This window comes from Hoeflea sp. Naph1 (genome assembly GCF_046837775.1).
In the GTDB taxonomy this organism is placed as follows: domain Bacteria; phylum Pseudomonadota; class Alphaproteobacteria; order Rhizobiales; family Rhizobiaceae; genus Hoeflea.
The window spans coordinates 2437615-2461335 of the sequence record NZ_CP177286.1 but is presented as its reverse complement, the minus strand read 5'-3'; the positions used below and the strand labels follow the sequence as shown (position 1 = coordinate 2461335).

General features: G+C 57.7%; 25 protein-coding genes and 1 tRNA gene. 11 read left to right on the top strand and 15 right to left on the bottom strand.

Going from position 1 to position 23721, the window contains the following annotated elements; translation table 11 throughout:
* Positions 1 to 115: 115 nt before the first annotated feature.
* Positions 116 to 1705, bottom strand: a complete 1590-nt coding sequence (locus ACK6D9_RS11645) for a DUF5677 domain-containing protein (RefSeq protein WP_412048643.1) — start codon at positions 1703 to 1705, stop codon at positions 116 to 118.
* A 473-nt stretch (positions 1706 to 2178) separates the two neighbouring features.
* Between ACK6D9_RS11645 and ACK6D9_RS11640 the strand changes: the two genes are divergently transcribed.
* From ACK6D9_RS11640 to ACK6D9_RS11620, 5 genes are all read left to right on the top strand, one after another.
* Complete coding sequence (locus ACK6D9_RS11640; RefSeq protein WP_412048642.1) at positions 2179 to 2685, top strand: hypothetical protein; 507 nt, start codon at positions 2179 to 2181, stop codon at positions 2683 to 2685.
* A complete protein-coding gene (locus ACK6D9_RS11635) occupies positions 2609 to 4378 on the top strand; it encodes a phage terminase large subunit family protein (RefSeq protein WP_412048641.1) in 1770 nt (589 codons plus the stop codon). Before ACK6D9_RS11640 ends, ACK6D9_RS11635 begins: the two co-directional genes overlap by 77 nt.
* A 2-nt stretch (positions 4379 to 4380) precedes the next feature.
* Positions 4381 to 4728: a hypothetical protein gene (locus ACK6D9_RS11630; RefSeq protein WP_412048640.1), complete on the top strand. Its 348-nt coding sequence runs from the start codon at positions 4381 to 4383 to the stop codon at positions 4726 to 4728.
* Positions 4725 to 5054 carry a hypothetical protein gene (locus tag ACK6D9_RS11625; RefSeq protein WP_412048639.1) on the top strand — a complete coding sequence of 110 codons (330 nt, stop codon included), beginning with the start codon at positions 4725 to 4727 and terminating at the stop codon, positions 5052 to 5054. The genes ACK6D9_RS11630 and ACK6D9_RS11625 overlap by 4 nt, the downstream gene beginning before the upstream one ends.
* A gap of 132 nt (positions 5055 to 5186) precedes the next feature.
* Positions 5187 to 6494 carry an ImmA/IrrE family metallo-endopeptidase gene (locus tag ACK6D9_RS11620; RefSeq protein WP_412048638.1) on the top strand — a complete coding sequence of 436 codons (1308 nt, stop codon included), beginning with the start codon at positions 5187 to 5189 and terminating at the stop codon, positions 6492 to 6494.
* A gap of 996 nt (positions 6495 to 7490) precedes the next feature.
* Here the strand turns inward: ACK6D9_RS11620 and ACK6D9_RS11615 are convergent.
* Positions 7491 to 7567: transfer RNA gene (locus tag ACK6D9_RS11615), tRNA-Pro, on the bottom strand.
* Between the two features lie 263 nt (positions 7568 to 7830).
* On the opposite strand from ACK6D9_RS11615, the gene ACK6D9_RS11610 reads away from it, so the two are divergent.
* Complete coding sequence (locus ACK6D9_RS11610; RefSeq protein WP_412048637.1) at positions 7831 to 8394, top strand: DUF421 domain-containing protein; 564 nt, start codon at positions 7831 to 7833, stop codon at positions 8392 to 8394.
* A gap of 115 nt (positions 8395 to 8509) precedes the next feature.
* Here the strand turns inward: ACK6D9_RS11610 and ACK6D9_RS11605 are convergent, their stop codons facing one another.
* Both ACK6D9_RS11605 and ACK6D9_RS11600 read right to left on the bottom strand, forming a co-directional pair.
* The gene (locus ACK6D9_RS11605) at positions 8510 to 8779 is read right to left on the bottom strand and encodes a hypothetical protein (protein WP_322989122.1); all 270 of its coding nucleotides are present in this window, start codon (positions 8777 to 8779) and stop codon (positions 8510 to 8512) included.
* A gap of 11 nt (positions 8780 to 8790) precedes the next feature.
* Positions 8791 to 9243, bottom strand: a complete 453-nt coding sequence (locus tag ACK6D9_RS11600) for a hypothetical protein (RefSeq protein WP_412048636.1) — start codon at positions 9241 to 9243, stop codon at positions 8791 to 8793.
* A 133-nt stretch (positions 9244 to 9376) separates the two neighbouring features.
* Here ACK6D9_RS11600 and ACK6D9_RS11595 point away from each other — a divergent pair, with 133 nt between their 5' ends.
* Positions 9377 to 10375, top strand: coding sequence for a LysR family transcriptional regulator (locus ACK6D9_RS11595; protein ID WP_412048635.1), 999 nt, complete (start codon positions 9377 to 9379; stop codon positions 10373 to 10375).
* Positions 10372 to 10575 carry a hypothetical protein gene (locus ACK6D9_RS11590; RefSeq protein ID WP_412048634.1) on the top strand — a complete coding sequence of 68 codons (204 nt, stop codon included), beginning with the start codon at positions 10372 to 10374 and terminating at the stop codon, positions 10573 to 10575. The genes ACK6D9_RS11595 and ACK6D9_RS11590 overlap by 4 nt, the downstream gene beginning before the upstream one ends.
* Before the next feature lie 81 nt (positions 10576 to 10656).
* Here ACK6D9_RS11590 and ACK6D9_RS11585 read toward each other — a convergent pair whose 3' ends face one another.
* The 6 genes from ACK6D9_RS11585 to ACK6D9_RS11560 form a co-directional block, all read right to left on the bottom strand.
* Positions 10657 to 11199 (bottom strand): MerR family transcriptional regulator, encoded by a 543-nt coding sequence (locus tag ACK6D9_RS11585; protein ID WP_322989118.1) that lies wholly within the window; start codon positions 11197 to 11199, stop codon positions 10657 to 10659.
* A 202-nt stretch (positions 11200 to 11401) separates the two neighbouring features.
* Complete coding sequence (locus ACK6D9_RS11580) at positions 11402 to 11725, bottom strand: integration host factor subunit alpha (protein ID WP_322989117.1); 324 nt, start codon at positions 11723 to 11725, stop codon at positions 11402 to 11404.
* 195 nt (positions 11726 to 11920) lie between these two features.
* A complete protein-coding gene (locus tag ACK6D9_RS11575) occupies positions 11921 to 12892 on the bottom strand; it encodes a beta-ketoacyl-ACP synthase III (protein WP_412048633.1) in 972 nt (323 codons plus the stop codon).
* Positions 12893 to 12901: 9 nt separating this feature from the next.
* Positions 12902 to 13960, bottom strand: coding sequence for a phosphate acyltransferase PlsX (plsX, locus tag ACK6D9_RS11570; protein ID WP_412048632.1), 1059 nt, complete (start codon positions 13958 to 13960; stop codon positions 12902 to 12904).
* 105 nt (positions 13961 to 14065) lie between these two features.
* Positions 14066 to 14620, bottom strand: a complete 555-nt coding sequence (locus tag ACK6D9_RS11565) for a DUF177 domain-containing protein (protein ID WP_322989114.1) — start codon at positions 14618 to 14620, stop codon at positions 14066 to 14068.
* Positions 14613 to 15170 (bottom strand): ubiquinol-cytochrome C chaperone family protein, encoded by a 558-nt coding sequence (locus ACK6D9_RS11560; RefSeq protein WP_322989113.1) that lies wholly within the window; start codon positions 15168 to 15170, stop codon positions 14613 to 14615. Before ACK6D9_RS11560 ends, ACK6D9_RS11565 begins: the two co-directional genes overlap by 8 nt.
* Before the next feature lie 132 nt (positions 15171 to 15302).
* Between ACK6D9_RS11560 and ACK6D9_RS11555 the strand changes: the two genes are divergently transcribed.
* Positions 15303 to 15818: an outer membrane protein assembly factor BamE gene (locus ACK6D9_RS11555; protein ID WP_322989112.1), complete on the top strand. Its 516-nt coding sequence runs from the start codon at positions 15303 to 15305 to the stop codon at positions 15816 to 15818.
* Between the two features lie 125 nt (positions 15819 to 15943).
* Here ACK6D9_RS11555 and ACK6D9_RS11550 read toward each other — a convergent pair whose 3' ends face one another.
* The 4 genes from ACK6D9_RS11550 to ribH form a co-directional block, all read right to left on the bottom strand.
* Positions 15944 to 18097, bottom strand: coding sequence for a sodium-translocating pyrophosphatase (locus ACK6D9_RS11550; protein ID WP_322989111.1), 2154 nt, complete (start codon positions 18095 to 18097; stop codon positions 15944 to 15946).
* Between the two features lie 244 nt (positions 18098 to 18341).
* Complete coding sequence (locus ACK6D9_RS11545) at positions 18342 to 19580, bottom strand: MFS transporter (protein ID WP_322989110.1); 1239 nt, start codon at positions 19578 to 19580, stop codon at positions 18342 to 18344.
* A gap of 5 nt (positions 19581 to 19585) precedes the next feature.
* Positions 19586 to 20083 carry a transcription antitermination factor NusB gene (nusB, locus tag ACK6D9_RS11540; RefSeq protein WP_412051796.1) on the bottom strand — a complete coding sequence of 166 codons (498 nt, stop codon included), beginning with the start codon at positions 20081 to 20083 and terminating at the stop codon, positions 19586 to 19588.
* The gene (gene ribH / locus ACK6D9_RS11535; protein WP_322989108.1) at positions 20083 to 20538 is read right to left on the bottom strand and encodes a 6,7-dimethyl-8-ribityllumazine synthase; all 456 of its coding nucleotides are present in this window, start codon (positions 20536 to 20538) and stop codon (positions 20083 to 20085) included. The genes nusB and ribH overlap by 1 nt, the downstream gene beginning before the upstream one ends.
* A 295-nt stretch (positions 20539 to 20833) precedes the next feature.
* Between ribH and ACK6D9_RS11530 the strand changes: the two genes are divergently transcribed.
* Positions 20834 to 21544 carry a DUF2161 domain-containing phosphodiesterase gene (locus tag ACK6D9_RS11530; RefSeq protein WP_322989107.1) on the top strand — a complete coding sequence of 237 codons (711 nt, stop codon included), beginning with the start codon at positions 20834 to 20836 and terminating at the stop codon, positions 21542 to 21544.
* 159 nt (positions 21545 to 21703) lie between these two features.
* Positions 21704 to 23080, top strand: a complete 1377-nt coding sequence (locus tag ACK6D9_RS11525; RefSeq protein WP_412048631.1) for an O-antigen ligase family protein — start codon at positions 21704 to 21706, stop codon at positions 23078 to 23080.
* A gap of 22 nt (positions 23081 to 23102) precedes the next feature.
* Here the strand turns inward: ACK6D9_RS11525 and ACK6D9_RS11520 are convergent, their stop codons facing one another.
* Positions 23103 to 23717: a riboflavin synthase gene (locus ACK6D9_RS11520; RefSeq protein ID WP_412048630.1), complete on the bottom strand. Its 615-nt coding sequence runs from the start codon at positions 23715 to 23717 to the stop codon at positions 23103 to 23105.
* Positions 23718 to 23721 lie beyond the last annotated feature (4 nt).

Genomic DNA, 23721 nt, shown 5'->3' with positions numbered 1-23721 from the left:
CGCATTTCGCGCCATGCTTGGACACTGGGGCGAACCAGCATCCTCTTCGTAGGAAAGTCTCGCTTGAAATGGAGGCACTGGACGCGTCGGCAGGGGGCCAGATATTCTTCATCGATTACAAATCGGAGGCAAAATCTGTTTCGACCAGTTTTCCCTCCTGTTTGGCCTCCTCCGCAACCGCTTTGTGCGCCGTGAGGCGAGGTTTAAAAGGGGGATAAAGGCCGCTCAGATCATCGATCATGCGGTTCAGAAGTCGGCATATATCCGGCATTACGGAAGCCATTCCTTGAAGTGGTTCCGCAGGCACCCGATGGAAACGGTGCAGGGGGTTTAAGCATGTGGTAAAAGCAGTTCCGCGGACACAACCCCACTGGCCATGTACAAAGCCTGAAGACCAGTCATAGAATTTGTCGTACACATCCTTAACTCCGCTCGCTTCGGACATCTTGCGAAGATTCTTATTTGCCCAGTTTCCCAATTCGATATCTTCGAACTCGAGCCATCGATCCTCGTTAGCGAGGAATTCCAGTTCATCCACGCTGAGGAATTCGGGCACGTCCTCTGTACGCAAATTTTTCAGCAAGGCGAGTTTTGTCTGGCCAATTCCATAGCTACGATACTGCTGCCAGAGCGTCGGCGCATCTTCCTTCGCGAGGTAGTGAAGTGTAATAAAGAGTTCGACGATCGTCCGAAGTATCACCCTCCCTTCTGCCAGACTGTGACTAGGAGACTGCGCCGACGATAGGGCTATGTTCAGCCCATACAGAACAAGCCCGAACGAACCTTCATGGCGCGGGTCAGAATAAGTTGTTGTGATGGTTTGCATGAAATGTAGAGAGATGCGGTGCGTAATGCCGTGTAGGTCATCAATAAACTTGTCCGCAGCAGGCTCGCCACGTGGTACATCGCTGACAACGAGGCACTTCGAATTGTGAAACACCTCGTTCCAAAAAACTTCGCTTTTAAATTCGGCCATCCTTGGCCTGTCTTGAGGCCAATGCTTCGGTGCGTCTCCCTCTTGAAACTCTACCATGCGAGTCATTATTTCCTGCGAACGGATTGATGGCCGCACGGTCTTGAGATCGCCCTCGTGCGGAAAATTCACCATTTGATCTATTCGTTCCTTGAATTTCTCGGGGAACCGCAGCTGATCACGAGCGACGAGAAAGTAGAGCCATTTGAACCACCGCAAGTCTGTGGCAGACTCTGATTGATGTGGATGGACATGCCCGACGGCCTCGATCATTCGAAGGTAGGCAACTGACTTTTCGATGGGTTCAAAATGCCGCGACCAATGGGCCTTATCTGGAAACCACTCCACAGCCAGCAACGCGCCCATAACCTCTTTTAGGCGGGGGTCTGCGATCACTGGCGTCATCATCGCATCAAACTCTTCTGGTGTTGCAACTGCCAAGAAGTTATGGGTTACAAACAATTCAGTGCGCTTCTCAACCTTTTCCACCGCCGCCTGTACGACGCCGCGAAAGAGCTGGAGATAATCCTCACGAGGAAGCGCTTGAGTGATCAGGCTTGCCCACATGATGTTCGGGACACATAAGTCATACCAACTCGTCGGATGCGTAATCCCGCCGAGCTTCGTAAATGGATTCTCAAGTTTGCTCTTGGTTCGCTTCAAGGAGTCCAATTGGGTGAGAACGCTGCCGAAAATGGCGGATTTGCCGCCTTCGTCCTTTTTGGATGTCACTTCTCTCTCCCTCAACTATCGGCAAGCGCTAGGGCGCAGCTTTGTTTAGCAGCAGGCTTCGTTTTCTTTCAGCGGGTCGCAATCATAAGATGCGCTAAATCAGTAATACATACTGCTTATGCCAACTCTTTCTGTGTGTCTCACAAAAAATCTGTTGAGGTTTGCAGCCTTGTGCCAAATTGGGGGCGCAAAGCGGTCGTCAATTGGAATCCCAGTGAATGTCATGCTTTGGGCCGTAAGTGCCGATGCGACAACGCCCAACTCTATCGCGACCAAGATCGCTTATAGGCTGTCCGTATCTCTCGCCTGAGCATCGCTGGGGCTGGCTCTGCAAATTCATGGCCGCCCCTCATGCCTGCAGCTGACAGGTCAAAAGGTACTATCCCGGCTCGGCGGCCTTGCGGGCATGTAACCCCAGAACCTCACCCGCTGAATAAATTCCTATAGCGTTTCTTACCGAAAGGACTGTTCCGATGAACATGAAGCCAGCGGAGCTTGCTCTTTTGTTGGGCGTGACTGAGCGCCGTTTGGGGCAACTGCACGCCGATGGACTGGTGGTCAAAACCGGCCGCGGCCAATACGACGCGCCAGCTACCGTTCAAGCCATGCTCGCCGCGGCCAGCGGCAAAGCAGCCGGCGCTGCCGTAGCCTTAGACCTCGACAAAGAGCGCGCCCGCCTGGCCGCTGAACAAGCCGATGGTCACGCGCTGAAGAACGCAACAACCCGCGCCGAAATGGTGCGGGCCGCGGATGTCGTTCGGGAATGGCAAGGAATTATCGGGACGGTCCGCAGCGCAATGCTCGCCGTTCCGTCTCGTTGCCGGCGCCGGGCAAGCACCTTCGGCACAGCCGAAATCGAAATTATCGATCGCGAGATCCGAGACGCCCTGGAGGCGCTATCCAATGATGAATCAGATGCGCCACCAGGCGCTGAAAGCGGCGAAGCCGCCACCACGGATGAGGCTATCAAAGTGGATTGAGAAGGAAATCAGGCTGCCCGAAACAGTGTCGGCATTGCCCGGCCGCGTCAGCCTTTATGAGTATCAAAAGGAAATCGCAGACGCCATTTCGGATCCGGCGATTGAGCGCGTCACCCTGGTTAAGCCGGTGCGCGTGGGTTTCACGACACTACTGACGAGCGCGATCGCGTCTTTCATCGCCAACGACCCGGCACCCATCCTTGCCGTGCTGCCAACCGACGACGATTGCCGCGACTATCTGGTGTCAGACATCGAGCCAATTTTCGCGGCCAGTCCGGCGCTTGCCGGGTTGCTTGCCGGTGACAGCGCGGAAGGCGCGCGCGACACCATGCTCTCGCGGCGGTTCCCTGGCGGTTCGCTCAAGATTGTTGCGTCGAAATCACCGCGCAATCTTCGCCGACACAATGTACGCGTCTTGTTTATCGATGAAGCCGACGCGATGCCGCCCGGTGCGGAAGGTTCGCCCATCCTGCTTGCCGAAAAGCGCACGCTGTCGTTTCCGGATCGAAAGATCGTCATGGGCAGCACGCCTGTCGATGCCGTCACGTCGAACGTGCTGCGCTCTTACGAACAATCAGACAAACGGATTTTCGAAGTGCCTTGCCCGGAATGCGGCACGCACAACGTGATCATGTGGAAAGACATCCAATGGCCGGAAGGCAAGCCGTCTGAGGCATATTATTGTGCCCCGTGTTGCGGTTCTGTGATTGATGAAAAGCATAAGCTTGGAATGCTAGCCGCGGGGCGTTGGCGCGCTACTGCGCCGGAGGTCAAAGGACATGCCGGCTTCCAGATCAACGCGCTAATCAGTCCACTCGAGAACGTGGCATGGGGCAAACTTGCCGCTGAATTCCTGCAGGCGAAGAAAGACCCCGAAGACCTGCGGACATTCATTAACACCATCCTCGCGGAAGGCACTGGCGACGGTGGTGAGGAACTGGATGAGGTGACGTTGTTCGACAGCCGGCAGCCGTTCGGCCTTGAAGCGATTCCCGAGTCTGTTCTGGCGATCACCGCCGGCTGTGACGTGCAGCACGACCGCATCGAAATCACGTTTATCGGTTGGGATCGCCACGGCGTTGCGCACGTCCTAGGCCACAGCGTCATCTGGGGCCGGTGGGACGATGGAGGCACCTGGACCGAACTTGACGAATTGATGCGCACCCGCTGGCGCCACCCGTTTGGCGGCACCATTGGCGTTGATGCGGCGTGCATTGATGCCGGCGACGGCACGACAATGGACGCCGTGTATGAGTTCGCGTTCCCGCGTGCCAGGCGCCGCATCATGGCCATCAAAGGTGTCGGCGGAAGTCGGCCCGCAATCACGGCCAGCAAACAGAAGAAAGGAACATTGTGGATCGTCGGCGTCGACGGGCTGAAAACAGCATTGTTCGACCGACTGAAGACCGGCCAGCACTTCAATTTCTCGAATGACTTGGATCTTGACTGGTTCGAACAGCTTACGGGCGAACGCATGACGGTTCGCTACAAAAAGGGCGTGCCGATACGTGAGTTCGTGCCGGTATCGGGCCGCCGCCATGAGGCGCTCGACTGCGTTGTATACGCAACCGCAGCCTACAAGGTTCTCAACCTGAATTGGGACAGACGCGAAAGCGAATTAAAATCCGAACCACAAGTGCCGGCGCGGCCGCGCATTGTGAAATCCGAATGGGCCACCGGCCAAAGGAACTGAAAATGCTTGATATCAAAATTTCAACAATGGAACTGATCGAACGGAAGCCAGGCGGCGGAAGTCCAGTCGTCGCCACCTTTTCAATCAACATCGGACCGCTTCGCATCTCCGACTGCGCCATCTTCGAACACGATGACGGCACGCTTGCCGCATCTATCCCCCGCTCACGGGCCGGCGGCAAGCTCGTGAAATTTAGGGAACACGAAGACTATGCCAAATTCCAGTCGGTGGCGCTTGCCGCCTATGCGGGAATGATGAGCAGCAACGAGCCGCAAGAAGAACCTGACGATGCGGGGCTGCGGCGAGTCGTCAAATCAGAGTGGGTGACGGCCAAAGGAGTTGGATCATGAACACACAGAACCAAATCGAAATCACACGCTGGCAGCCGCTCAATCATGACGGCGCCGGTATCGCATCATTCAATTTCAGGATTCGTGGCGTCACGGTTCGGGCCGCACTGTTCGCGCGTGATGGTGATGGCTACCGGATCGGCATGCCATTCACGCGGCACGTACAGAACAATGGAATGAGCCTGACATCTGTCGGCTTGGACTACGATGATCGTCAGGCCGTTACCGCGGCCGCAGTTGCCTACCACGAGAAAATCGACGGCGGGTCGGATGATGCCGGGCTGCGGCGGGTGATTGGGGAGACGATGGAATTGGCGGGGCTATGACGCCTTAACGATGTGGGGCGGCCTATTCGGGCGGGAAGGAGACCTTCACTGAAGGAAAACGGCACACTATCTTGCATACGTGGGCGAAATGGATGTTTATCTTCACCAGTCGCAAAAGCCGAAGGGCAAGCCATGAGCACGACCGAGAAGGGCAATAGGCTAGAAGACGAGCTTTATAATTACCTGCTTGAGCAAGTCGCAAGCGATCAAGCGGTCTTTGGTATTTATTACGCAAATTGCTGCACGGTTCGGAAAAAGCCGAATTATCACTGTAGAGATCGTGGAGCGGATGTTAATTTTGATGTTGTCGTCGAGGTCCGTCGGCAAGTGGACGCCGTCCCGCACTCGTATTTGGTCTTCGAATGCAAGAACCACCAGAGACCAATCGAGGATAAAAATGTCAGAGTTTTCTCTGACCAAGTCAACAGCGTCTTTGGGCAAGCTGCCAAGCCCCTTTTGGTCATTTCATCCAGGTTGCAAACCGGGGCTGAGAGCGTTGCCAAGAATAGAGGGATCGGGATTGTAAAGTTTGACGAAAATGGAATTGACATGATTGCGGAGCGGGCAGTTGGATCATGGGTAGAAAACCGTTTTATACAAACCCAGATTTTTGCCGACAACCGAAAACCAAAGACGCTCATGTTCGCTGCTTGCATTAACGGCCGCTATTTCAGTTCATTTGGTCACATGCTGCGTAGTATTGAATTAGGTTCCACCCATGAACGAGTTGAGAATGCTGATCAAAAATCGAATTCAGTAGCATTCCTATCAGATTCCAAAATCCAAGATGCCGCTCAAAACGCGTTGGCCCTTGTTAATTATGGCTGTGGTGAAGTTGATGTCGAGAAACTCTGTAGAGCATTAAATCTGAATTTGTCATATTCAGAACGAGCGCTGCAAGACGCAGATGGCAATATTATTCTAGGCTCCGCAAATTTCACCAGGAAATCGATAGAAATCCATAAGCATGGAAACCGACACAGGGAGAGGTTCACAGTTGCCCATGAAATTGGTCACTTTATTCTACGGCACGATAAATACCTGCGTTCGGAGTCAATTGTAGAGCAAGACCTCTATGATGAGGTGGAAACAGACAAAGCCTTCAACTACGAGCGACTCGAGTATCAAGCCAATCTCTTCGCTTCAATGTTGCTCTTGCCTGAGGCCCAATTTCGAGACGCATTAACTGCACTAAGGAGTAAGTTCGAGACGTACGGCAGAGCCTTTGGTTATATTTTTGTCGACGATCAGCCTTGTAACTACCTTCCCTATAATGGAATGTTGGCTGAATTGTCGGAGCAATTTGGTGCTTCGAAGCAGGCCATCGAAATCAAGCTGAAGCGAGCCGGCCTCCTTACGGACCACCGCAGTGCAAGACAACGAAATCAATCTTTAGGTCATGTTTTAGGTCACCTAGGAACTTCCATTACTGCGCAATGATGCGCCTTTGATCGATGTTCGCGTTAGGTGATTTGTAGTGCTGCCCCTGATCGGAAAGGACCGCGCCTTTGTGTGGAAACCGAAATTCTGCAAAGCTCACTTCCCGCACATTGCTGCCATTTATGATGAACGCCGCATCAGTCAAAGAGGGCTCCCTCGGGTATTCGCTGGAGCCGTCCTGAGTGCCCGCTCTGGGCTGTAATTGTCATCGAGTACGTCTTGCCGTCACGGCCTGAATCAGCAACACCCTTAGCGGGGCCTTTGATTTGGATAAAACACCGTGCCCGAAAACCAATCGATAAACTTGTCGACATTCGGTGGCGCGCTGCGGCACGGCTATCAGATTATCGCGCACTGCGCGCCGTGTGGCGCCCACCGGGATCTCGATCTTACAAGATATCCGCAGGATCAGGTTTTCGTTGGCAGGCGATTCCGATGCAGCAAGTGCGGTGTCGTCGGTTCCATATCGGTCAGCCAAGTTTCAACGGGCGGTGACGGACACTCGCCGGCGCTGGATCGGTGGCGGAAACGGTGAAAAAGGGTTCTGATCCTGCACCAACCGAAAATAATTCGGGCGTTTATCGCTTTGATCTCAATGATGAAGTTTGACAAATTTCTACAAATTTGTCAAGAAATACAATAACTTAGTGTTGACTGAGCGGTGATTTGGCGCCATCTTGTGTTCGTCGAAACACGAAAGGCGCTGGCGCAACAAGCTAAAACGAACACGGCGCGGCGGGCCTCGCCACCACAGAGAAACGGCCCGTCACGTCAGAGCGCATAAGCGCTCCCCTCTGTTCACCACACGCGGAGGGTACCAATCGCGAACCGGAACACCAAACCGGCAAGCGCACCACCGGAGACGCATACCAACGGCACCGGTCCGCTTTTGTAGCGGGCCGGTGTGCGATTACGGGCAAATGCCTGCGATTGGCTACAGTGTGGCTATAAAAAAAATAGCCACTTCCCAGAAAGCGACTATCTTATTGAATTTATTGGTCGGAGCGGCGGGATTCGAACCCACGACCCCTTGTCCCCCAGACAAGTGCGCTACCGGGCTGCGCTACGCTCCGACTGGAGACAGGGCTTAGATCATCAAGGTTTGGCGGGCAAGGCCAAAATGACCAGAGCGGGATAAAAACAGGCAAACTGCGCTCTGGTGACGCTCCGATGACAGACATCGGCTTCTAAGGCCCATGCGACATTTCTGCCCTGCCCCGCACAACCTCATTTTTGCCGGACGCACGCTGCAACAAAACCGGATCCTCGCGCGTTATCGGCAGTCAGCAGGCTTGCCATTGCAATGCGGCCTGCACCAATTTGCACCGAGGTTGCCATGGACTCTCCGATCACGCCTTTCGATCTGACGCGAATGTTTATCGGCGATCAGCCACCGCTATTCTTTCTGGAGATCGTCGTTCGAACGGTGCTGATTTACGGCTACACGTTCCTGCTGGTCAGATGGGTTGGTGGGCGCAGCATCGCGCAGCTCTCGGTCGTCGAATTCATTCTGGTGATCGCTCTGGGATCAGCGGTTGGAGATCCGTTCTTCTATCCCGACGTGCCGATCCTGCACGCCCTTACCGCCATCACCGTGGTGGTGCTGATCAACAAGGGGCTTGATTTCCTGATCCTGAGATCATCGTCTGTCCAGCGGAAGATTGACGGTGTCCCCATACTGGTCGTCAAGGATGGCCGGCTGCTTGACCACAACGCCCGCGATCGCGGCATCGGAGAAGCTGAGATCTATGAGCAGTTGAGAATGTCGGGGATATCCGATCTCGGACAGATCAGCGAAGCCTACCTCGAGACCAGCGGCAACCTCAGCGTCTTCAAGGCAGATATTCCGATGGCCACCCGTGCGATCGTTCCGCCACCAGAGACCGGAACCCAGGCATGACCGGGCAGCGACACCAAGTTCGTCGGGCTCGGTGTCGCTATCAAGAAAAAAACCGGGCGGGCGCGCCGCGAACGGTGGCGTCAACCCAAGCGCCCACCCGGCAAACCGCTGGTCGTTAGGCTTCCCCGGCGGTTTTCGAGTTCAGAAGGACGACATTGTCTGTCCGTTCTGAGAACGCGAGTTTCATTTTCAGGCGCAACAGCGAATCGAGATTTGTCTCACTGCAATTTGAAGGCTCTTTACCCTCCCAATTGAGCGCTGTTTGCAGCACCGCCATGTTGATCAGGTGACTCAACTCACCCAGTTTGAGACGCTCTGCCTCGTCCCGGCATGTCACCAGGGTGCGGATGATCCAGGCATAGGCGCCGGCATCGTTTGATTCCATGTCAGTGCTCCTCACAGCCTTGAAACCTGGTGCATCGGTTGACGTGCCGCCGACGCTTCATGCGGGGCGTGCTTGTGCCATGCGCCATCGGGACGGATCAGCAATGAGGGATCCTCCGAACGTGAACGCGCTGTATAGGAGGGCTCGATCTTGTCGATCATTTCGACAAAGACCTGGTCGGAAAAGGCATACCGGGCGCCGTTTTCCCTGAGCTTGAACGCGAAATTCTGCCAGAAATGGATAGAAACCTCGCGGACATGGCCATAGATACGCCGGTAGCCTTCTTTTCTGAACAGGGCGGCGCTGGCACGGATCACCGTCTCCGGCGTGGCCAAGCGCCCGATCACCTTTCCGGCAGCCTCAACCAGCCACGCCACGTCGTTTCGCTCAAGCCTATTGGTCACGGTCAGCAAGGCCGCAGCGCGGCTCATGCGTTCGGCTTCTGCCGCCACTTCCGACGTCAATTTGCTTGCATTCGCAGGTAAAAATCTATTTTGTGGTGTGGCAGGCATAATCTTCGCCCCCCTAGGCTCAGGGGAATGTAACCGGGTCGCAGAGTTTTGACTTTGGCAAATATTGTTACAGAGAGTTCCACCCATGGAACACCAATGGCGCAACGCCGATTGGAACAGCATCCGGGTTTTTCTGGCCGTCGCCAGATTGTGCAGTTTTCGCAAGGCTGCGGACGAACTTGGCATGTCTGTCAACACGGCACGACGGACAATTTCGCGCCTTGAAGACCAGCTCACCTATCCATTGTTGCTGCGCGACACCGATGGCGTCAGGCTGACGGATGCGGGCCGACGGGTGGTCATGGCTGCCCGCGATGTCGAAAACTCGGTATCGGACATGTGGCGCGTCGCCGGCGTGGCCGAGCGCGAGGCCAACGGACCGATACGGCTGGCCATCACCGAGGGGCTCGGCAGCTTCTGGCTGACGCCGCGCATCGTCGAACACATGAACGCCACCGGTGCGAAAAACCGGATCGAACTGCAATGTGCGATGCGGTCGGTCGATGTGTTGCGCATGGAGGCCGACATTTCGGTTCAGCTCGAAAAGCCGGACCGCCCCGAACTGCAAATCAAGCAGCTGGGCTACCTGCACCTCAAGCCGTTTGCCAGCAACAGCTATCTGGAAAAATTCGGACGACCCAAGAATGTTGCCGACATGGTCAATCACCGCGTCGTCGAACAACAGACCGATCAGCTGCGCGGCTATGAGCTCGACAAGATCTTCGGACCACAGATCGCTGACCGCATGGTTCGGATGAAGACCAATTTCTCGTCCGCCCATTACTGGGCCGTCGCCAAGGGCGCCGGAATCGGGCTGATGCCAAATTACGCGCGCGCCATCGGCGGCGATGTCGAGCATGTTGATCTCGGGTTTGATTTCCGTGTGGAAATATGGCTCGCGACCCATCCCGAGGTCGCCAAGAGCGCCCGTCACAAGGAATTCATCGATTTCCTCACCGACAGTTTTGACGAGCGCAGTTACCCCTGGTTCGGGCCCGATACGATGACGCCCGAGGAGATCGAGAAGCAGTTTTCCCGCGAAGACCTGCTGTCCTATTTCGAGGGGTTCACCGCACGTACATGAGTCCGCGTAGAACCTCCCCCCTTATTGTTGAAGTTGTGAGCCTGGCTAGCCAGGACGAGCAAGACCGGCTTGCCATGGTCATCATGCAACTCGACATGGCGCTTGCGCTGGCTCGGGAAAAAAGCCTGATTGAGGTCGAAGTCTATCTCGAAGAGGCGCTGGCCGAAGCCAGAACCGTCCGCGATACAGCGCTCAATTGAAGTGAACCAAAGCCTGCTGCCCGGAGCTCTGCTCAATTCGATGCCTGCTCAACCCCATCTGCGCCTTCAAGACAAGCGGGCTCAGCGAACCTGGTCGAGCAAGCGCTTGCATTCCAGAAGATCGTAAAGCGCTTCCTGCAACAAGGCGCGATCCTCCCGTGATATTCCGGTTCCGGCAGTATCTCCGGCCTCGTCCTCGGCCTTTCCGGCATCGCCACCAAGCCCGAAGAAGCGACGGGTTGAGGGTAACCGCGCCTTGCCGACCAATTGGTCATCCTCCGCAACAGGAGCGCGGACAGCAGGCTTGTTTTCCTCGGCCATGCTCGCCGACAACGCCTCGACAGCATCCATGTCACCTACGCCGATGGCGATAACAAACTTGTTGCCGTTCTGCTTAAGCAGCTTCTGCACACCCTTGATGGTGTAGCCCTGATCGTACAGAAGAGTACGGATCCCCTTGAGCAGATCGACATCGTCAGGCCGATAGTAGCGACGGCCACCGCCACGCTTCATCGGCTTGATCTGCGTAAACCGGGTCTCCCAGAACCTGAGCACATGCTGGGGCAAGTCGAGGTCGTCGGCCACCTCGGAAATGGTCCGGAACGCGTCTGGGCTCTTGTCCATTATGCCACTCCGTTCTGTAGGGCGCTGGCCCCGGCATGGGTGCACGGCCTATCGCCTGGCCAGCGACGTCGCAATGCGGTTGCGGCCATGATGTCCGCGAATCGCAGCATCAAAGCTCGAAGCCAACACCATTCCAACGGTTTGTGACGAAAATATCAAGCAGGCCGTCGGTCACGCCGACGGTGCAGGCAAAAAAACCAGATTACGGCTTGGGCTTGCCCTTGCGGGCCAGATGCCCCTTCAACACGCGGTTCTTGAGCACGTTCGACGCCTTGAAGGTCATCACCCGGCGCGGGCTGATGGGCACTTCCTCGCCGGTCTTGGGGTTACGGCCAATGCGTTCCTTTTTCTCGCGGACCTGAAAGGTCGCAAACGAGGACAGCTTCACACTGTCGCCGCGCACAATGGCGCCACAGACTTCTTCCAACACCATTTCGACGAGTTCTGCGGATTCAGTCCGTGAAAGCCCCACTTTGCGGAATACCGCTTCAGCGAGGTCAGCTCTGGTGATCGTTTTGCCACTCATATTTTCCAACCAGCCTGGTCAGCATCCCCGCCGCCCGTAAATGCAGTTTTGTGAGTTTATGGATCATCCCGCGCAAGGTCAAGCAACTCCCGCCTCTGCCAGCATTTTCCGTTTCGAGATCCCGAGTCCTCTACCCTTGTTTGACCGTTCCCAGTCCAACCTCTTGTCCTGCGCTTGCAGATAAAGAGCCGGGATTTACCAGCGCAACAGCACAGATCCCCACGTAAACCCTCCGCCCATGGCTTCCAGCAACACCAGATCGCCCTTCTTTATGCGGCCATCGGATGCCGCTTCATTCAGTGCCAGCGGAATCGACGCTGCCGAGGTGTTGCCATGCCTGTCGACGGTAACGACGACCTTGCTATCGGCAATCCCGAGTTTCTTGGCCGAGGCATCGATGATGCGTCTATTGGCCTGGTGGGGCACAAACCAGTCGATGTCCTCCGAGCCAAGACCGGTTGCCTCATAGGCCGCTTCGATGACGTCGGTAATCATGCCAACGGCATGCTTGAACACTTCCCGGCCCTGCATTCTGAGATGACCAACGGTGCCCGTGGTCGAGGGACCGCCATCGACATAGAGCTTTTCACGATGGGCGCCATCGGAGCGCAGATGGGCCGACAGCACGCCGCGGTCAGCGATTGTGCCCTCGCCTTCCTCTGCTTCCAGTATAATGGCGCCAGCGCCATCGCCGAACAGTACGCAGGTGCTCCTGTCGTTCCAGTCCAGTATCCGCGAGAAGGTCTCCGCGCCGATCACCAGAACGCGGCGCGCAAGGCCGGACTTGATATAGCTGTCGGCAGTGGCCACCGCAAAGACAAAGCCCGAGCAGACAGCCTGCAGGTCAAAAGCTGCGCCATGGTGCATGCCCAGACGGTTCTGGATGTTGACGGCGGTGGCGGGAAAGGTGTTGTCGGGGGTCGAGGTGGCGCAAATGATCAGATCGAGATCAGCGGCGGTCATGCCGGCGCGTTCGAGAGCGGCACGGGCTGCCATTTCGCCCAGAGACGCGGTGGTTTCGTGCTCGCCGGCAATATGACGCTGGCGAATGCCCGTGCGTTGAACGATCCATTCGTCACTGGTTTCAACGACGCCTTCCAGGTCACTGTTTTTCATTATGCGATCGGGCAGGTGCGCCCCGAAACCACGTACGACTGAACGGATCATGCTGGCATCCTAATTTGAAGAACTGTCCGTGGCTGGGACAACCAGGGTCGAGCGACGCTTGTGAAACAGGTTGAGATCGTGCTCGATTTTCGATTTCAATCCATTGCGGGCCATATCGTAGCCGACATCGACAGCGGCGGCGAAACCATCCGCATCGGCACCGCCATGGCTTTTGATGACAATGCCATTGAGCCCCAGGAACACGCCGCCATTGACCTTGCCCGGGTCCAATTTCTCGCGCACCTGGTTAAATGCGCCCTTGGCGAAAACATAGCCGATCCGGGCCATCAATGTCCGCGACATTGCGGCGCGGAGATATTCGGCAATCTGGCGAGCCGTGCCTTCAGCGGTCTTCAATGCGATGTTGCCGACGAACCCTTCGGTCACCACCACATCAACCGTTCCCTTGCCCAGGTCGTTGCCCTCGACAAAGCCATAATAATCAAGGCTCGGCATCGCCGCCTCGCGGATCATCCGTCCGGCTTCCTTGACTTCGTCCTGACCCTTGATTTCCTCGACGCCGATGTTGAGCAGCCCAACCGTGGGTTTTTCGATCTCGAACAGCGCCCGGGCCATGGCTGCGCCCATCATTGCATAATCAATCAGTTGCTGAGCGTCGGCGCCAATGGTCGCGCCGACATCGAGCACAATGCTTTCGCCACGCAAGGTTGGCCAGATGGCGGCAATGGCAGGGCGTTCGATATTGGCCATGGTGCGCAGGCAGAATTTCGACATCGCCATCAGCGCGCCGGTGTTGCCAGCCGATACACACACATCCACATCGTCGGTCTTTACGGCCTCGATCGCCCGCCACATGGTCGACCGGTACCGACCGCGCCGCAATGCCTGGCTAGGCTTGTCGTCCATCCCAACGGCAACTTCACAGGCGACGAAGGTCGAAGACCGAGCAAGCGCCGGATATTTCGCCAAAATCGGCGTGCATTCGGGCTCGAGACCAAACAGGGTAAAGTGAATATCGGGATGCCGCTCCAGTGCCTTGGCGACACCGGGCACGACCACTTCGGGGCCATGGTCGCCCCCCATCAAATCGACCGAAACTCTGATCACGCCCCGTCCTTTTTCCCCGGCTCTAGCGACCGGATATGTGCGCAGAAAATACTCGTTTTCGCACGAGGCACAACTGCTTTGTCGCCGCACACATGGCTATCTGGCTCAATTATCCCGCTTCAGCCCCTGCAATACAGCAAAAGGTGACGGTTTTTTGTCGGTGGTCACATCACTTTCAATTCGATCTGCGTAGCCTTGGCCCGGCTTGCGCGGATATGGGTCGATTGCCAGGGCGGCGAATTCGGCGACAACCGCGCCCACGTCAATCGAATCGCCACTATAGGTTTCAGGCAGGTCCGGCCCTTCGGGATCGAGGAACATCTCGCCCTTTCCGTCAGTCATCCGGTTCAACAGCCGTGAATTTTCGGGCAGGAAGACGGTGTCAATGTCCTCGTCGATCTGCTGCTCCACCGGATCAAGCGTCACCACGCATTGCTGTACAATGACGGCACGGATATGGCCCTTGGCGCGCACGCCGTCACGTTTCCAGCGGCCGATTGCGATCTCGGCATCGAACGAACGGACTTCCATCACGTCCCACTGTTGTTGCAACAGCTTGAGATCGTGCGCGTCAGCCGAGATCTTCACCGTCAGCGGATTGGCCGAGACATGGCCGACCTTGACCATGAAGGAGAATGCGGAATTGTCTGGTTCAGTCATCGGATTCCCGTTCTGCCGTGGCCGGCGGATAAGTAAGGCGACCGGATGCGAGGGTGTCCTCGTCGGTTTGCTCAAGCGCCCGCGCCGTTTGCATCACCCAGTGCGACAATTGCTGCATCGATCTGGCTGCGTCGGCATCATCGGGGTGGATATTGCGCCCGAGCGCATCAGCCAGAACGGCCTCATCACCCGATTCAATCGCCTGCCCGTAGGATTTGACACGTCCATAGAACATGCGCGCCAGCTTCTTCATCCGCTTGGGGACACCCATGTCGCCAATGCCGAGTTCACGGATGGAATGATCTATATCCTCGAAGAATGCGTCAACGATTTCCTGCGCGATCCCTTGAGCGGCCACTCCGGCCGTGCCGGTGCGGCGCAAATAGAGGATCAGGTGAACGGCAATCATTTCAAATCGCCCCATCACCGTGTCGGGTACGCCCATATGCTCATAGAAGACCGGCGACCGGGCCGCCTGGGTGATCAGCGCATATTGCTGCGTCACCAGAGCCTGGTTGGCTTTTTTTCGCTTAAACAGGGACCAGATCATTAAAATGCCTTCAATGGCGGTTGGATATCATTGCACTCGCGAGGGACAGGCGTGTTGCATCCATGCGGAAGCTGGTTTACCGAATGGAACGCAAAACGCAATGGCTCTAGCTTACATGCGCGCCAAAGGGAGATGTCGTTCAAGATGAGAGTTTTCAAGGCAACCGGACGGAGTTTGCGTCTCGGGGCTGCAATTGCAGTCATCTCCACGGCCGCGATGGCCGGCTGCACGACAAGTGAAGTATTCAATCAGGGCTACGTGGTCGATCAGACCGCGCTCGATCTTACCCCGGTTGGATCAAGCCGTGAACAGGTGCTGCTGTCGCTTGGGACGCCATCAACGACGGCGACCTTCGACAATGAAGTGTTTTACTACGTGTCGCAAAAACGCACCCGCGCAGCGATGTTCCTGAAGCCACAACTGGTCGAGCAATCAGTGCTGGCCGTGTATTTCGACGAAGACGGCACGGTCAAGCAGATCGCAAACTACACGCTGCAGGACGGCAAGGTGTTCGACATGATCTCACGCACCACGCCCACCGGCGGGATCGACAAATCGTTCCTCGCCCAGGTGCTCAGCGGTGCCGGCAGCGAAGAAAGCACCCGCAACGCAGTCGCTCGGTCGATTCTGGGCGGCGGCGCAAACTGATTCTTCTGGCCGCTCGGTGAACGGGGTGGAAGCCCTCGGGACCGCCGGAACCTCGAAGCCAACAAAAAAACCCGCGGAGATTGCTCTCCGCGGGGTTTTTGTTTTCAGGCGATCGCCAGAGGCTGTCAGTGCGCAAGCACTGCCAGCAGCAGAAGAGCGACGATGTTGGTGATCTTGATGGCCGGGTTGACGGCCGGACCAGCGGTGTCCTTGTAAGGATCGCCGACGGTATCACCGGTCACCGAAGCCTTGTGAGCCTCAGAGCCCTTCTCGTGCTTGACGCCGTCCTTGTCGACGAAACCGTCTTCAAAGGATTTCTTGGCGTTGTCCCACGCACCACCACCCGAGGTCATCGAGATTGCGACGAACAGGCCGTTGACGATCACGCCCAGAAGCGACGCGCCGAGTGCGGCAAAGGCAGATGCCTTGGAGCCCGAGATCAGCAGTACGCCGAAATAGACGAACAGCGGAGCCAGAACCGGCAGCAGCGACGGCACGATCATTTCCTTGATCGCGGCCTTGGTCAAAATGTCCACGGCGCGGCCATAGTCAGGCTTTTCGGTGCCGGCCATGATGCCCGGCTTGGCCTTGAACTGGGCGCGGACTTCTTCCACGATCGAGCCGGCAGCACGTCCCACAGCTGTCATGGCGATACCGCCGAACAGATAGGGGATGAGACCGCCGAAGATCAGACCTGCAACCACGTAGGGGTTGGACAGATCGAACGAAATCTCGCCCATGTCCTTGAAGTAAGGATACAGCGTCGAGCCTTCCGCATTTGCCTTGGCGGCAAAGAACTTCAGGTCGTTCGAGTAGGCTGCGAACAGCACCAGTGCGCCAAGACCAGCCGAACCGATGGCATAGCCCTTGGTGACGGCCTTGGTGGTGTTGCCGACCGCGTCGAGAGCGTCAGTTGCCTGACGAACTTCCGGCGGAAGACCCGACATTTCAGCGATACCGCCAGCGTTGTCGGTGACCGGACCGAAGGCGTCGAGGGCAACGATCATGCCGGCGATGCCGAGCATGGCGGTGACCGCGATGCCGGTGCCGAACAGGCCAGCGAGCTGGTAAGTCGAGATGATGCCGCCAACGATGACGATTGCCGGCAGAGCGGTTGATTCAAGCGAAATGGCAAGGCCCTGGATCACGTTGGTGCCGTGACCGGTGACCGAAGCCTGGCTGATCGAGTTGACCGGACGCTTGTTGGTGCCGGTGTAGTACTCGGTAATCACCACGATGAGTGCAGTCACGATGAGACCAACCACGCCGCAGGCAAACAATCCCGAACCGGTGATTGCCTTGCCGTCGATGATGGCGATTTCGCCCCAACCGATGGTCATGTGGGTTGCGCCGGCGAGACCGACAATCGACAACAGGCCGGTGACGATCAGGCCCTTGTAAAGAGCGCCCATGATCGAACCGTTCTGGCCGAGCTTGACGAAGAAAGTGCCGACGATCGAGGTGATGATCGATGCACCACAGATGGCCAGCGGATAGATCATGGCCGAGCCAAGGATATCCGAACCGCCAAAGAAGATCGCTGCCAGAACCATGGTGGCGACAACGGTCACCGCGTAGGTTTCAAACAGGTCAGCCGCCATGCCTGCGCAATCGCCAACGTTGTCGCCAACGTTGTCAGCGATGGTCGCCGGGTTGCGAGGATCATCTTCAGGGATGCCTGCCTCGACCTTGCCGACGAGATCGCCGCCAACGTCAGCACCCTTGGTGAAGATACCGCCCCCCAGACGGGCAAAGATCGAAATCAGCGATGCGCCGAAACCGAGCGCCACCAGTGCGTCGATCACCTGACGGCTGTCAGATGCAAGCGCCATGGGGCCAGTCAGAACGTAATAGTAGACCGCAACGCCCAGGAGCGCGAGGCCCGCCACCAGCATACCGGTGATGGCGCCTGCCTTGAAGGCGATGTCGAGACCGCTGGCAAGATTGACGGAGGAAGCCTGTGCCGTGCGCACGTTGGCACGTACCGAAACGTGCATGCCGATATAACCGGCCGCACCCGACAAAATCGCACCAATCAGGAAGCCGACTGCGGCGGTTGCGCCGAGAAGCAGATAGGTTACGACGACAACCACTGCGCCAACGATGGCGATGGCTGTGTACTGACGGTTCAGGTAGGCCTGAGCGCCTTCACGAATATAGCCTGCGATTTCCTGCATGCGTGCATTGCCCTGATCGGCTGCCATAACCGATTTGGTCGCCCAGATGGCGTAAACAATGGAAAGCAATCCACAGGCGATCACAGCAAAAAGAATTGTCATGCTGATGTCCCTCCAATTTGGCCGGAATCAGATGACTTCCCCGGCCACAATATGCCACGGCGAAAGGAGTACGAACCACATGCCCGGACCCCCAGCCGCATCGCGGCGGATGTTTGCTGTAGAGGGGCTACGACGTCAAGTCCGCAAGCGGCCTTATTGCCGCGTAAACATCAATAAGCACTGGTTAATTAGTCTTTGGTCTCAGAGCGCTGCGGAAAAGCGCCATAAAGCGCGCCCGTCGCGTTCAAAACGACCTGCGGCGCTCTCTCAAGACCTGCACGCCTAGCACCAGCAGGCAGAATAGTGCCACAGGCCAGAACAGGCTGTTGAGCGCGTCCCAGCCCCAAGCATTGAGCACCTTGCCCGACATCAGTGAGGCGAAGGCGACGATGCCAAACAGCGTGACATCGTGAAACCCCTGCACCTTGTTCTTCTCGGAGGCGCGGTAGGTGCTGGTCACCATGGTGGTGGCACCGATGAAGCCAAAATTCCAGCCGATGCCAAGCAGAACCAGGGCGAGCCAGAAGTTCCACAACTCGATCCCCATATGCGCAACTATCGCGCACCCGAGCAGAATGATGAGGCCGCTGGCGGTGATCGTGTCGCGGCCGAAGCGGGCGATGAGCTTGCCGGTGAAGAAGCTCGGTGCGTACATCGCCATCACATGCCACTGGATGCCCAGCGTGGCGAGTTCAGGCGAGAAACCGCAGCCGACCATGGCCAGCGGCGCACCGGTCATCATGAAGACCATCAGGGAATAGGACCCGACGCCACAGATCATGGCGGTGATGAACCGGGGCTGGCTGATAATCTCGAACAGCGGTCGTGCCGGTGTCTCGTCGTGGCCGACCTCACCGGGCTTGGTGTCGTTGGGAATGCGCAGGAACCACAGGATCGATATGGTGATCAGCGCCAGCGGCAGTATCGCCACGAACGAACCGGCAAACATCACCGGGGCTAGCAATTCGCTGGCGAAGATCACCGTCTGCGGGCCAATGATGGCGGCAAACACGCCGCCGGCAAGAACCCAGGAAATGGCCTGCGCCTTGAAATTCGTTGGCGATCCGTCGGCGGCGGCAAACCGGTATTGCTGAACGAACGCGCCGCCCATGCCGATAAACGCCATGGCGAAAGCGAACAGCCAGAACTCGTGGCGGAACAGCGCGACCGCCGACAGCAGACCGCCAAACGCGGTCATTCCCATGCCCGAGATAAAACCGTAGCGACGGCCGATCTGGCGCATCAGCCAGGCAGCAGGCAGTGCGCCAACGGCAACACCGAGGTTGAACCCGGTGACCGGTGCAGTGGCGAGAGATTTATCTGCGCCGAGAAGGTAGAAGCCGGCAAGGCCGCCCATCGAAATGGCGATGGGCGCGGCGGCGCCGCCAAATGCCTGTGCGCCCGACAACAACAACGCATTGCGGCGGGCGAGGTTTTCCGCTTCGTTGGAGCCAGCCAGCCTGACCCTGTCGAGAAACGCCATGATGCTCAGCTCGCCGCAGGGGTGGGATCTTCACGATAGGTCCGGGCCAGGCGGTCCAGCACCGCATTGACGATCTTCGGCTCCTCGCCATCGAAGAAGGCGCGCGCGACATCGACATATTCGGTGACAATGACGGCAAAGGGCACATCCTTCTTGGCCGAGAGCTCCCAGGCCCCTGCCCTGAGAATGGCACGCAAGGTGGCGTCGAGACGTGACAAGGGCCAGTCTTCGTTGAGACTGGCGCGGATCACCGGATCGAGCGCGCGCTGATTTTCGACGACGCCCGAGACCACCGCGCGGAACCAGGCCGCGTCGGCAGGACGGTACTGATCGCCATCGATCTCACCGCCCAGGCGATGGTCTTCGTATTCAGCGACGATTTCGAGCACGCCTGCACCGCCGATGTCCATCTGGTAGAGCGCCTGAACGGCAGCAAGTCGCGCAGCGCCGCGTTGGTTGGCGGGTTTTGTTTCCGGGGTCGGGGATTGGTTTGGTGTCACGATCAACCCGCCAGCTTTTCTTTCAACGCAATCATCGACAGCGCCGCTCGCGCCGCAAAACCGCCCTTGTCGAGGCGGTCCTTCTTGACCCGCTCCCAGGCCTGTTCGGCGTTCTCGGTGGTCATGATGCCGTTGCCGAGCGCAAGCGATTCGGAAACCGCAAGCGTCATCAGGCCACGCGCCGATTCGTTGGAGACGATTTCGAAATGGTAGGTTTCGCCGCGGATGACGACCCCGAGTGCGACAAAGCCATTATACTCGACGCCCCCTTCATCCATCGCATCTAGTGCGATGGCGATTGCCGGCGGAATTTCCAATGCGCCCGGCACCGTGACGACGTCATAAGTTGCGCCGGCTGCGTCGAGCGCGGATTTGGCGCCCTCGAGCAGCGCGTCGGACATGTCGTCGTAAAAGCGCGCTTCGACGATCAACAGATGCGGAGGGGAGGCTTTTGCCATGACGGCTTTCCTTCTTGCGGGCGGGTCATGCCACGCGTCACAGGGTTCCGGAGCGGAACCGGAGATAAGGTCGGATCAGAGCGCGGGTCAAATCACTTTGTCCGCCATTTGGCAAGCAGAAATGGCTTCCGGACCGGTGTGGCGGGATTTTGCCGGCCTGACCAGGCTTGCGTTGGCAACCGGTAGCATACCGTATTTTGCAGACCACAAGACCGCGAAAATGCCTTGCTGCACATCAAAAGAGCCTCATCGTTAAGCTTTCCGCGCCACGCCGACTCCGTTAGAGATGGCGACCATGAGCGCCACCAGACCCCGCGAAACTGATCTCTACCCACCGGTCAAAGCCCTGCTTGAAAGCCAGGGCTACGAGGTCAAGGGGGAAATCGGAGCTGCCGACGTAGTGGCGGTTCGCGACGGCGGCGAACCGTTGGTGGTGGAATTGAAGACCAGTTTTTCGCTGTCGCTGTTTCACCAGGCAATCGAGCGTCAGGCGATAACCGACGACGTCTATGTCGCGGTGCCACGCGGCAGCGGTCGCGCCGCGCTGAAATCGCTCAAGGCCAACAAGTCGCTGTGCCGGCGGCTCGGCCTGGGATTGATGACCGTGCGCCTGAAAGACGGGCTGGTGGAGGTTCATGCCGACCCCTCGCCTTTCAAGCCACGGAAATCAGCGATCAAGAAAACCCGCCTGCTGCGCGAATTTGCCAAGCGCACCGGCGACCCGAATTCCGGCGGAGCAACCCGACAGGGGCTGATGACTGCCTACCGCCAGGATGCGCTGCGCTGCGCTCGCGTGCTGCTGGAGCTCGGACCGACAAAAGCCGCGCAGGTGGCCAGGACTTCCGGCGTTGAGAAAGCACGTGCACTGATGGCCGACAATCACTATGGCTGGTTCGAGCGCGTCGCCACCGGCATTTACGCGGTTTGCCCAAAAGGCGTGCAAGCACTCGAGCAGCATGGCGACCCCGATGCCGGCAATTCTGACGCTGCAAGCATGCAAGAATAAAGCGCTTGTAAGTGTTGCTGCTGCAAAGGCCGGGACAGTGCAGGCTTTTGATCGGTGCGGCACCACGGCAATATCCTCGCCTTCGGTGCGTTCTTTACGATCCGTTAACCATAAACCGACGATGGTGAGGCCTTAACAGGTCTCTCCGGGATTGTTGGCATGGGAGCTTCATCGGCAAACGGCGCCGCCGTCTATCCGCAGCGCCGCAGCAATCCCGCGCTGCAGGCGCAGTTGCGGCTTGCCCATCCCTGCCTGCTTCCGGCAGGAACGGCGCGGATCGTGGCCATCGCGATTTCGACGCTCGGCATTGCGCTGATGCTGATTTCGCTCCGGCCCTTCGCCGCGACCAGCGTTTTCGAGAGTTCCAGTTCCGAGGGCGACGCGCTCAACCAGATCGGGTTTATGGCCGCCGGAGTGATCTGCCTGCTGGCGCTGGTCTGCCTGGCCAACAAGAAGGCGCTGGCAAGCCTGCTTACCCCCAGCTTCATTGCACTTGGCCTGCTGATTGCCGTCAATGTGATCCAAGCCCCCGATCCTGAATCGACCTTCCGCAGTGCGGCCTTCACGGTAATCGGCATGCTGTTGGCGTTTTCGGTGATAGTGCTGCCGCGGGGCGAAAGTGATTTCCGGTTCGCGTTGCTGATCGGCGCCGGTGCAGCGCTCGCCCTGTCCTATGCCGGTGTGGTGTTTTTGCCCAACCTCGCCATCCACGGTTTTGATGCCTACGAACCACAACATGCCGGGCTTTGGCGTGGACATTTCAGTCACAAGAACATTGCCGGCCCGGTGATGTCCATCATCGCCTTTTTCGGCCTTTACATCATGCGTTCGGGGCAGCGGTTGACGGGACTGGTGATGTTTGCCGCAGCGACGGTTTTCGTGGTGCAGACCGGTTCCAAGACCACCACTGGCTTTTTTCCGGTCGCCATCATGATCGTGTTGCTGGCCCCGATTTTCCAACGCAGCAGTATCGCTATTTTCGCAACGCTGGTGACGATGCTCGCCGTGGCCATCTTTACCCTCGGATCGCTCTACAGCGCCGATATAAGCCAGTTGGTGGGCGATCTCCTGGGCGATCAGACCTACACCGGACGCACCACCTTGTGGGAGGTCAGCCTATCAAAAATACCCGAGCATCCCTGGTTCGGCTTCGGTCTGTATAATTTCTGGCTGACGGACAACGTGCTCGGTCTCGACAAGCCGTTCGAGGCGGCATGGGACTATCGCCACATCGTGCACGGACACAACAACTACCTCGATATCCTGCTGAATTTCGGCTTTGTCGGTGGAGCAGTATTATTCTGGGTGCTGTTTGTCGGGCCGATGTTCAACTATGCAAGGGCGCGGCGCCTGCCGGGCAACCGCAAACTTGCCGACATGTTCTTCATGATCATCGTGTTTGTCTGTCTGCTGTCATTCATCGAGACATTCTTCCTGGCCCGAAATGTGCCGCTGTGGCTGATGCACATCTTTGCGGTGTTCGGGCTGCATCTGCTGGCGCGGTTCGACATCGGACGGTCACTGCCCGATCATTGACCCGGCTCAGGCAACTGCCCGGTCAGGAAGTGGCGGCGGCCTCGGCAAGCCGCGCTGCGTAGCGCGCCATCTGGTCGACCTCGAGATTAACCCTGTCACCAACTGAACGCTCGCCCCATGTAGTCACCTCAAGCGAATGGCGGATCAGCAGCACGTCGAACTCGGCGCCATTGACGCCGTTGACCGTAAGCGACGTGCCATCAAGCGCCACAGAGCCCTTGGGTGCGATGAAGCGCGCCAGAGCGTCCGGCGCACGCAGCGTAAACCGCCGCGCCTCGCCTTCATCCTTGATGGCTACAAGTTCGGCCAGACCGTCGACATGACCGGAGACCATATGGCCGCCCAACTCGTCACCGATCTTGAGCGATCGCTCGAGATTGATTCGGGTTCCCTGCTGCCAGTTGGCGATGGTGGTCAGGCGCAGAGCCTCTTCCCAGGCCTCAACCTCAAACCAGCGGCCATTGTCGCCGTGTTGTGGCAAGGCGGTCACCGTCAGGCAGACGCCGGAACAAGCAATCGAGGCTCCGATATCGATGCCGGCGGGGTCAAAAGCGGTCTCGATACGCAGGGCGACACCCTGATCGCGCTCGGTCACATCGGCCACCCGGCCGATATCGGTGATGATGCCGGTAAACATGGTG

Bases quoted from the DNA above. Each gene is read 5' to 3' on its own strand.
- ACK6D9_RS11640 (WP_412048642.1), top strand. From the start codon at position 2,179: ATGAACATGAAGCCAGCGGAGCTTGCTCTTTTGTTGGGCGTGACTGAG.
- ACK6D9_RS11635 (WP_412048641.1), top strand. From the start codon at position 2,609: ATGATGAATCAGATGCGCCACCAGGCGCTGAAAGCGGCGAAGCCGCCA.
- ACK6D9_RS11630 (WP_412048640.1), top strand. From the start codon at position 4,381: ATGCTTGATATCAAAATTTCAACAATGGAACTGATCGAACGGAAGCCA.
- ACK6D9_RS11625 (WP_412048639.1), top strand. From the start codon at position 4,725: ATGAACACACAGAACCAAATCGAAATCACACGCTGGCAGCCGCTCAAT.
- ACK6D9_RS11620 (WP_412048638.1), top strand. From the start codon at position 5,187: ATGAGCACGACCGAGAAGGGCAATAGGCTAGAAGACGAGCTTTATAAT.
- ACK6D9_RS11610 (WP_412048637.1), top strand. From the start codon at position 7,831: ATGGACTCTCCGATCACGCCTTTCGATCTGACGCGAATGTTTATCGGC.
- ACK6D9_RS11605 (WP_322989122.1), bottom strand. From the start codon at position 8,779: ATGGAATCAAACGATGCCGGCGCCTATGCCTGGATCATCCGCACCCTG.
- ACK6D9_RS11595 (WP_412048635.1), top strand. From the start codon at position 9,377: ATGGAACACCAATGGCGCAACGCCGATTGGAACAGCATCCGGGTTTTT.
- ACK6D9_RS11590 (WP_412048634.1), top strand. From the start codon at position 10,372: ATGAGTCCGCGTAGAACCTCCCCCCTTATTGTTGAAGTTGTGAGCCTG.
- ACK6D9_RS11585 (WP_322989118.1), bottom strand. From the start codon at position 11,199: ATGGACAAGAGCCCAGACGCGTTCCGGACCATTTCCGAGGTGGCCGAC.
- ACK6D9_RS11580 (WP_322989117.1), bottom strand. From the start codon at position 11,725: ATGAGTGGCAAAACGATCACCAGAGCTGACCTCGCTGAAGCGGTATTC.
- ACK6D9_RS11575 (WP_412048633.1), bottom strand. From the start codon at position 12,892: ATGATCCGTTCAGTCGTACGTGGTTTCGGGGCGCACCTGCCCGATCGC.
- ACK6D9_RS11565 (WP_322989114.1), bottom strand. From the start codon at position 14,620: ATGACTGAACCAGACAATTCCGCATTCTCCTTCATGGTCAAGGTCGGC.
- ACK6D9_RS11560 (WP_322989113.1), bottom strand. From the start codon at position 15,170: ATGATCTGGTCCCTGTTTAAGCGAAAAAAAGCCAACCAGGCTCTGGTG.
- ACK6D9_RS11555 (WP_322989112.1), top strand. From the start codon at position 15,303: ATGTCGTTCAAGATGAGAGTTTTCAAGGCAACCGGACGGAGTTTGCGT.
- ACK6D9_RS11550 (WP_322989111.1), bottom strand. From the start codon at position 18,097: ATGACAATTCTTTTTGCTGTGATCGCCTGTGGATTGCTTTCCATTGTT.
- ACK6D9_RS11545 (WP_322989110.1), bottom strand. From the start codon at position 19,580: ATGGCGTTTCTCGACAGGGTCAGGCTGGCTGGCTCCAACGAAGCGGAA.
- ribH (WP_322989108.1), bottom strand. From the start codon at position 20,538: ATGGCAAAAGCCTCCCCTCCGCATCTGTTGATCGTCGAAGCGCGCTTT.
- ACK6D9_RS11530 (WP_322989107.1), top strand. From the start codon at position 20,834: ATGAGCGCCACCAGACCCCGCGAAACTGATCTCTACCCACCGGTCAAA.
- ACK6D9_RS11525 (WP_412048631.1), top strand. From the start codon at position 21,704: ATGGGAGCTTCATCGGCAAACGGCGCCGCCGTCTATCCGCAGCGCCGC.
- ACK6D9_RS11520 (WP_412048630.1), bottom strand. From the start codon at position 23,717: ATGTTTACCGGCATCATCACCGATATCGGCCGGGTGGCCGATGTGACC.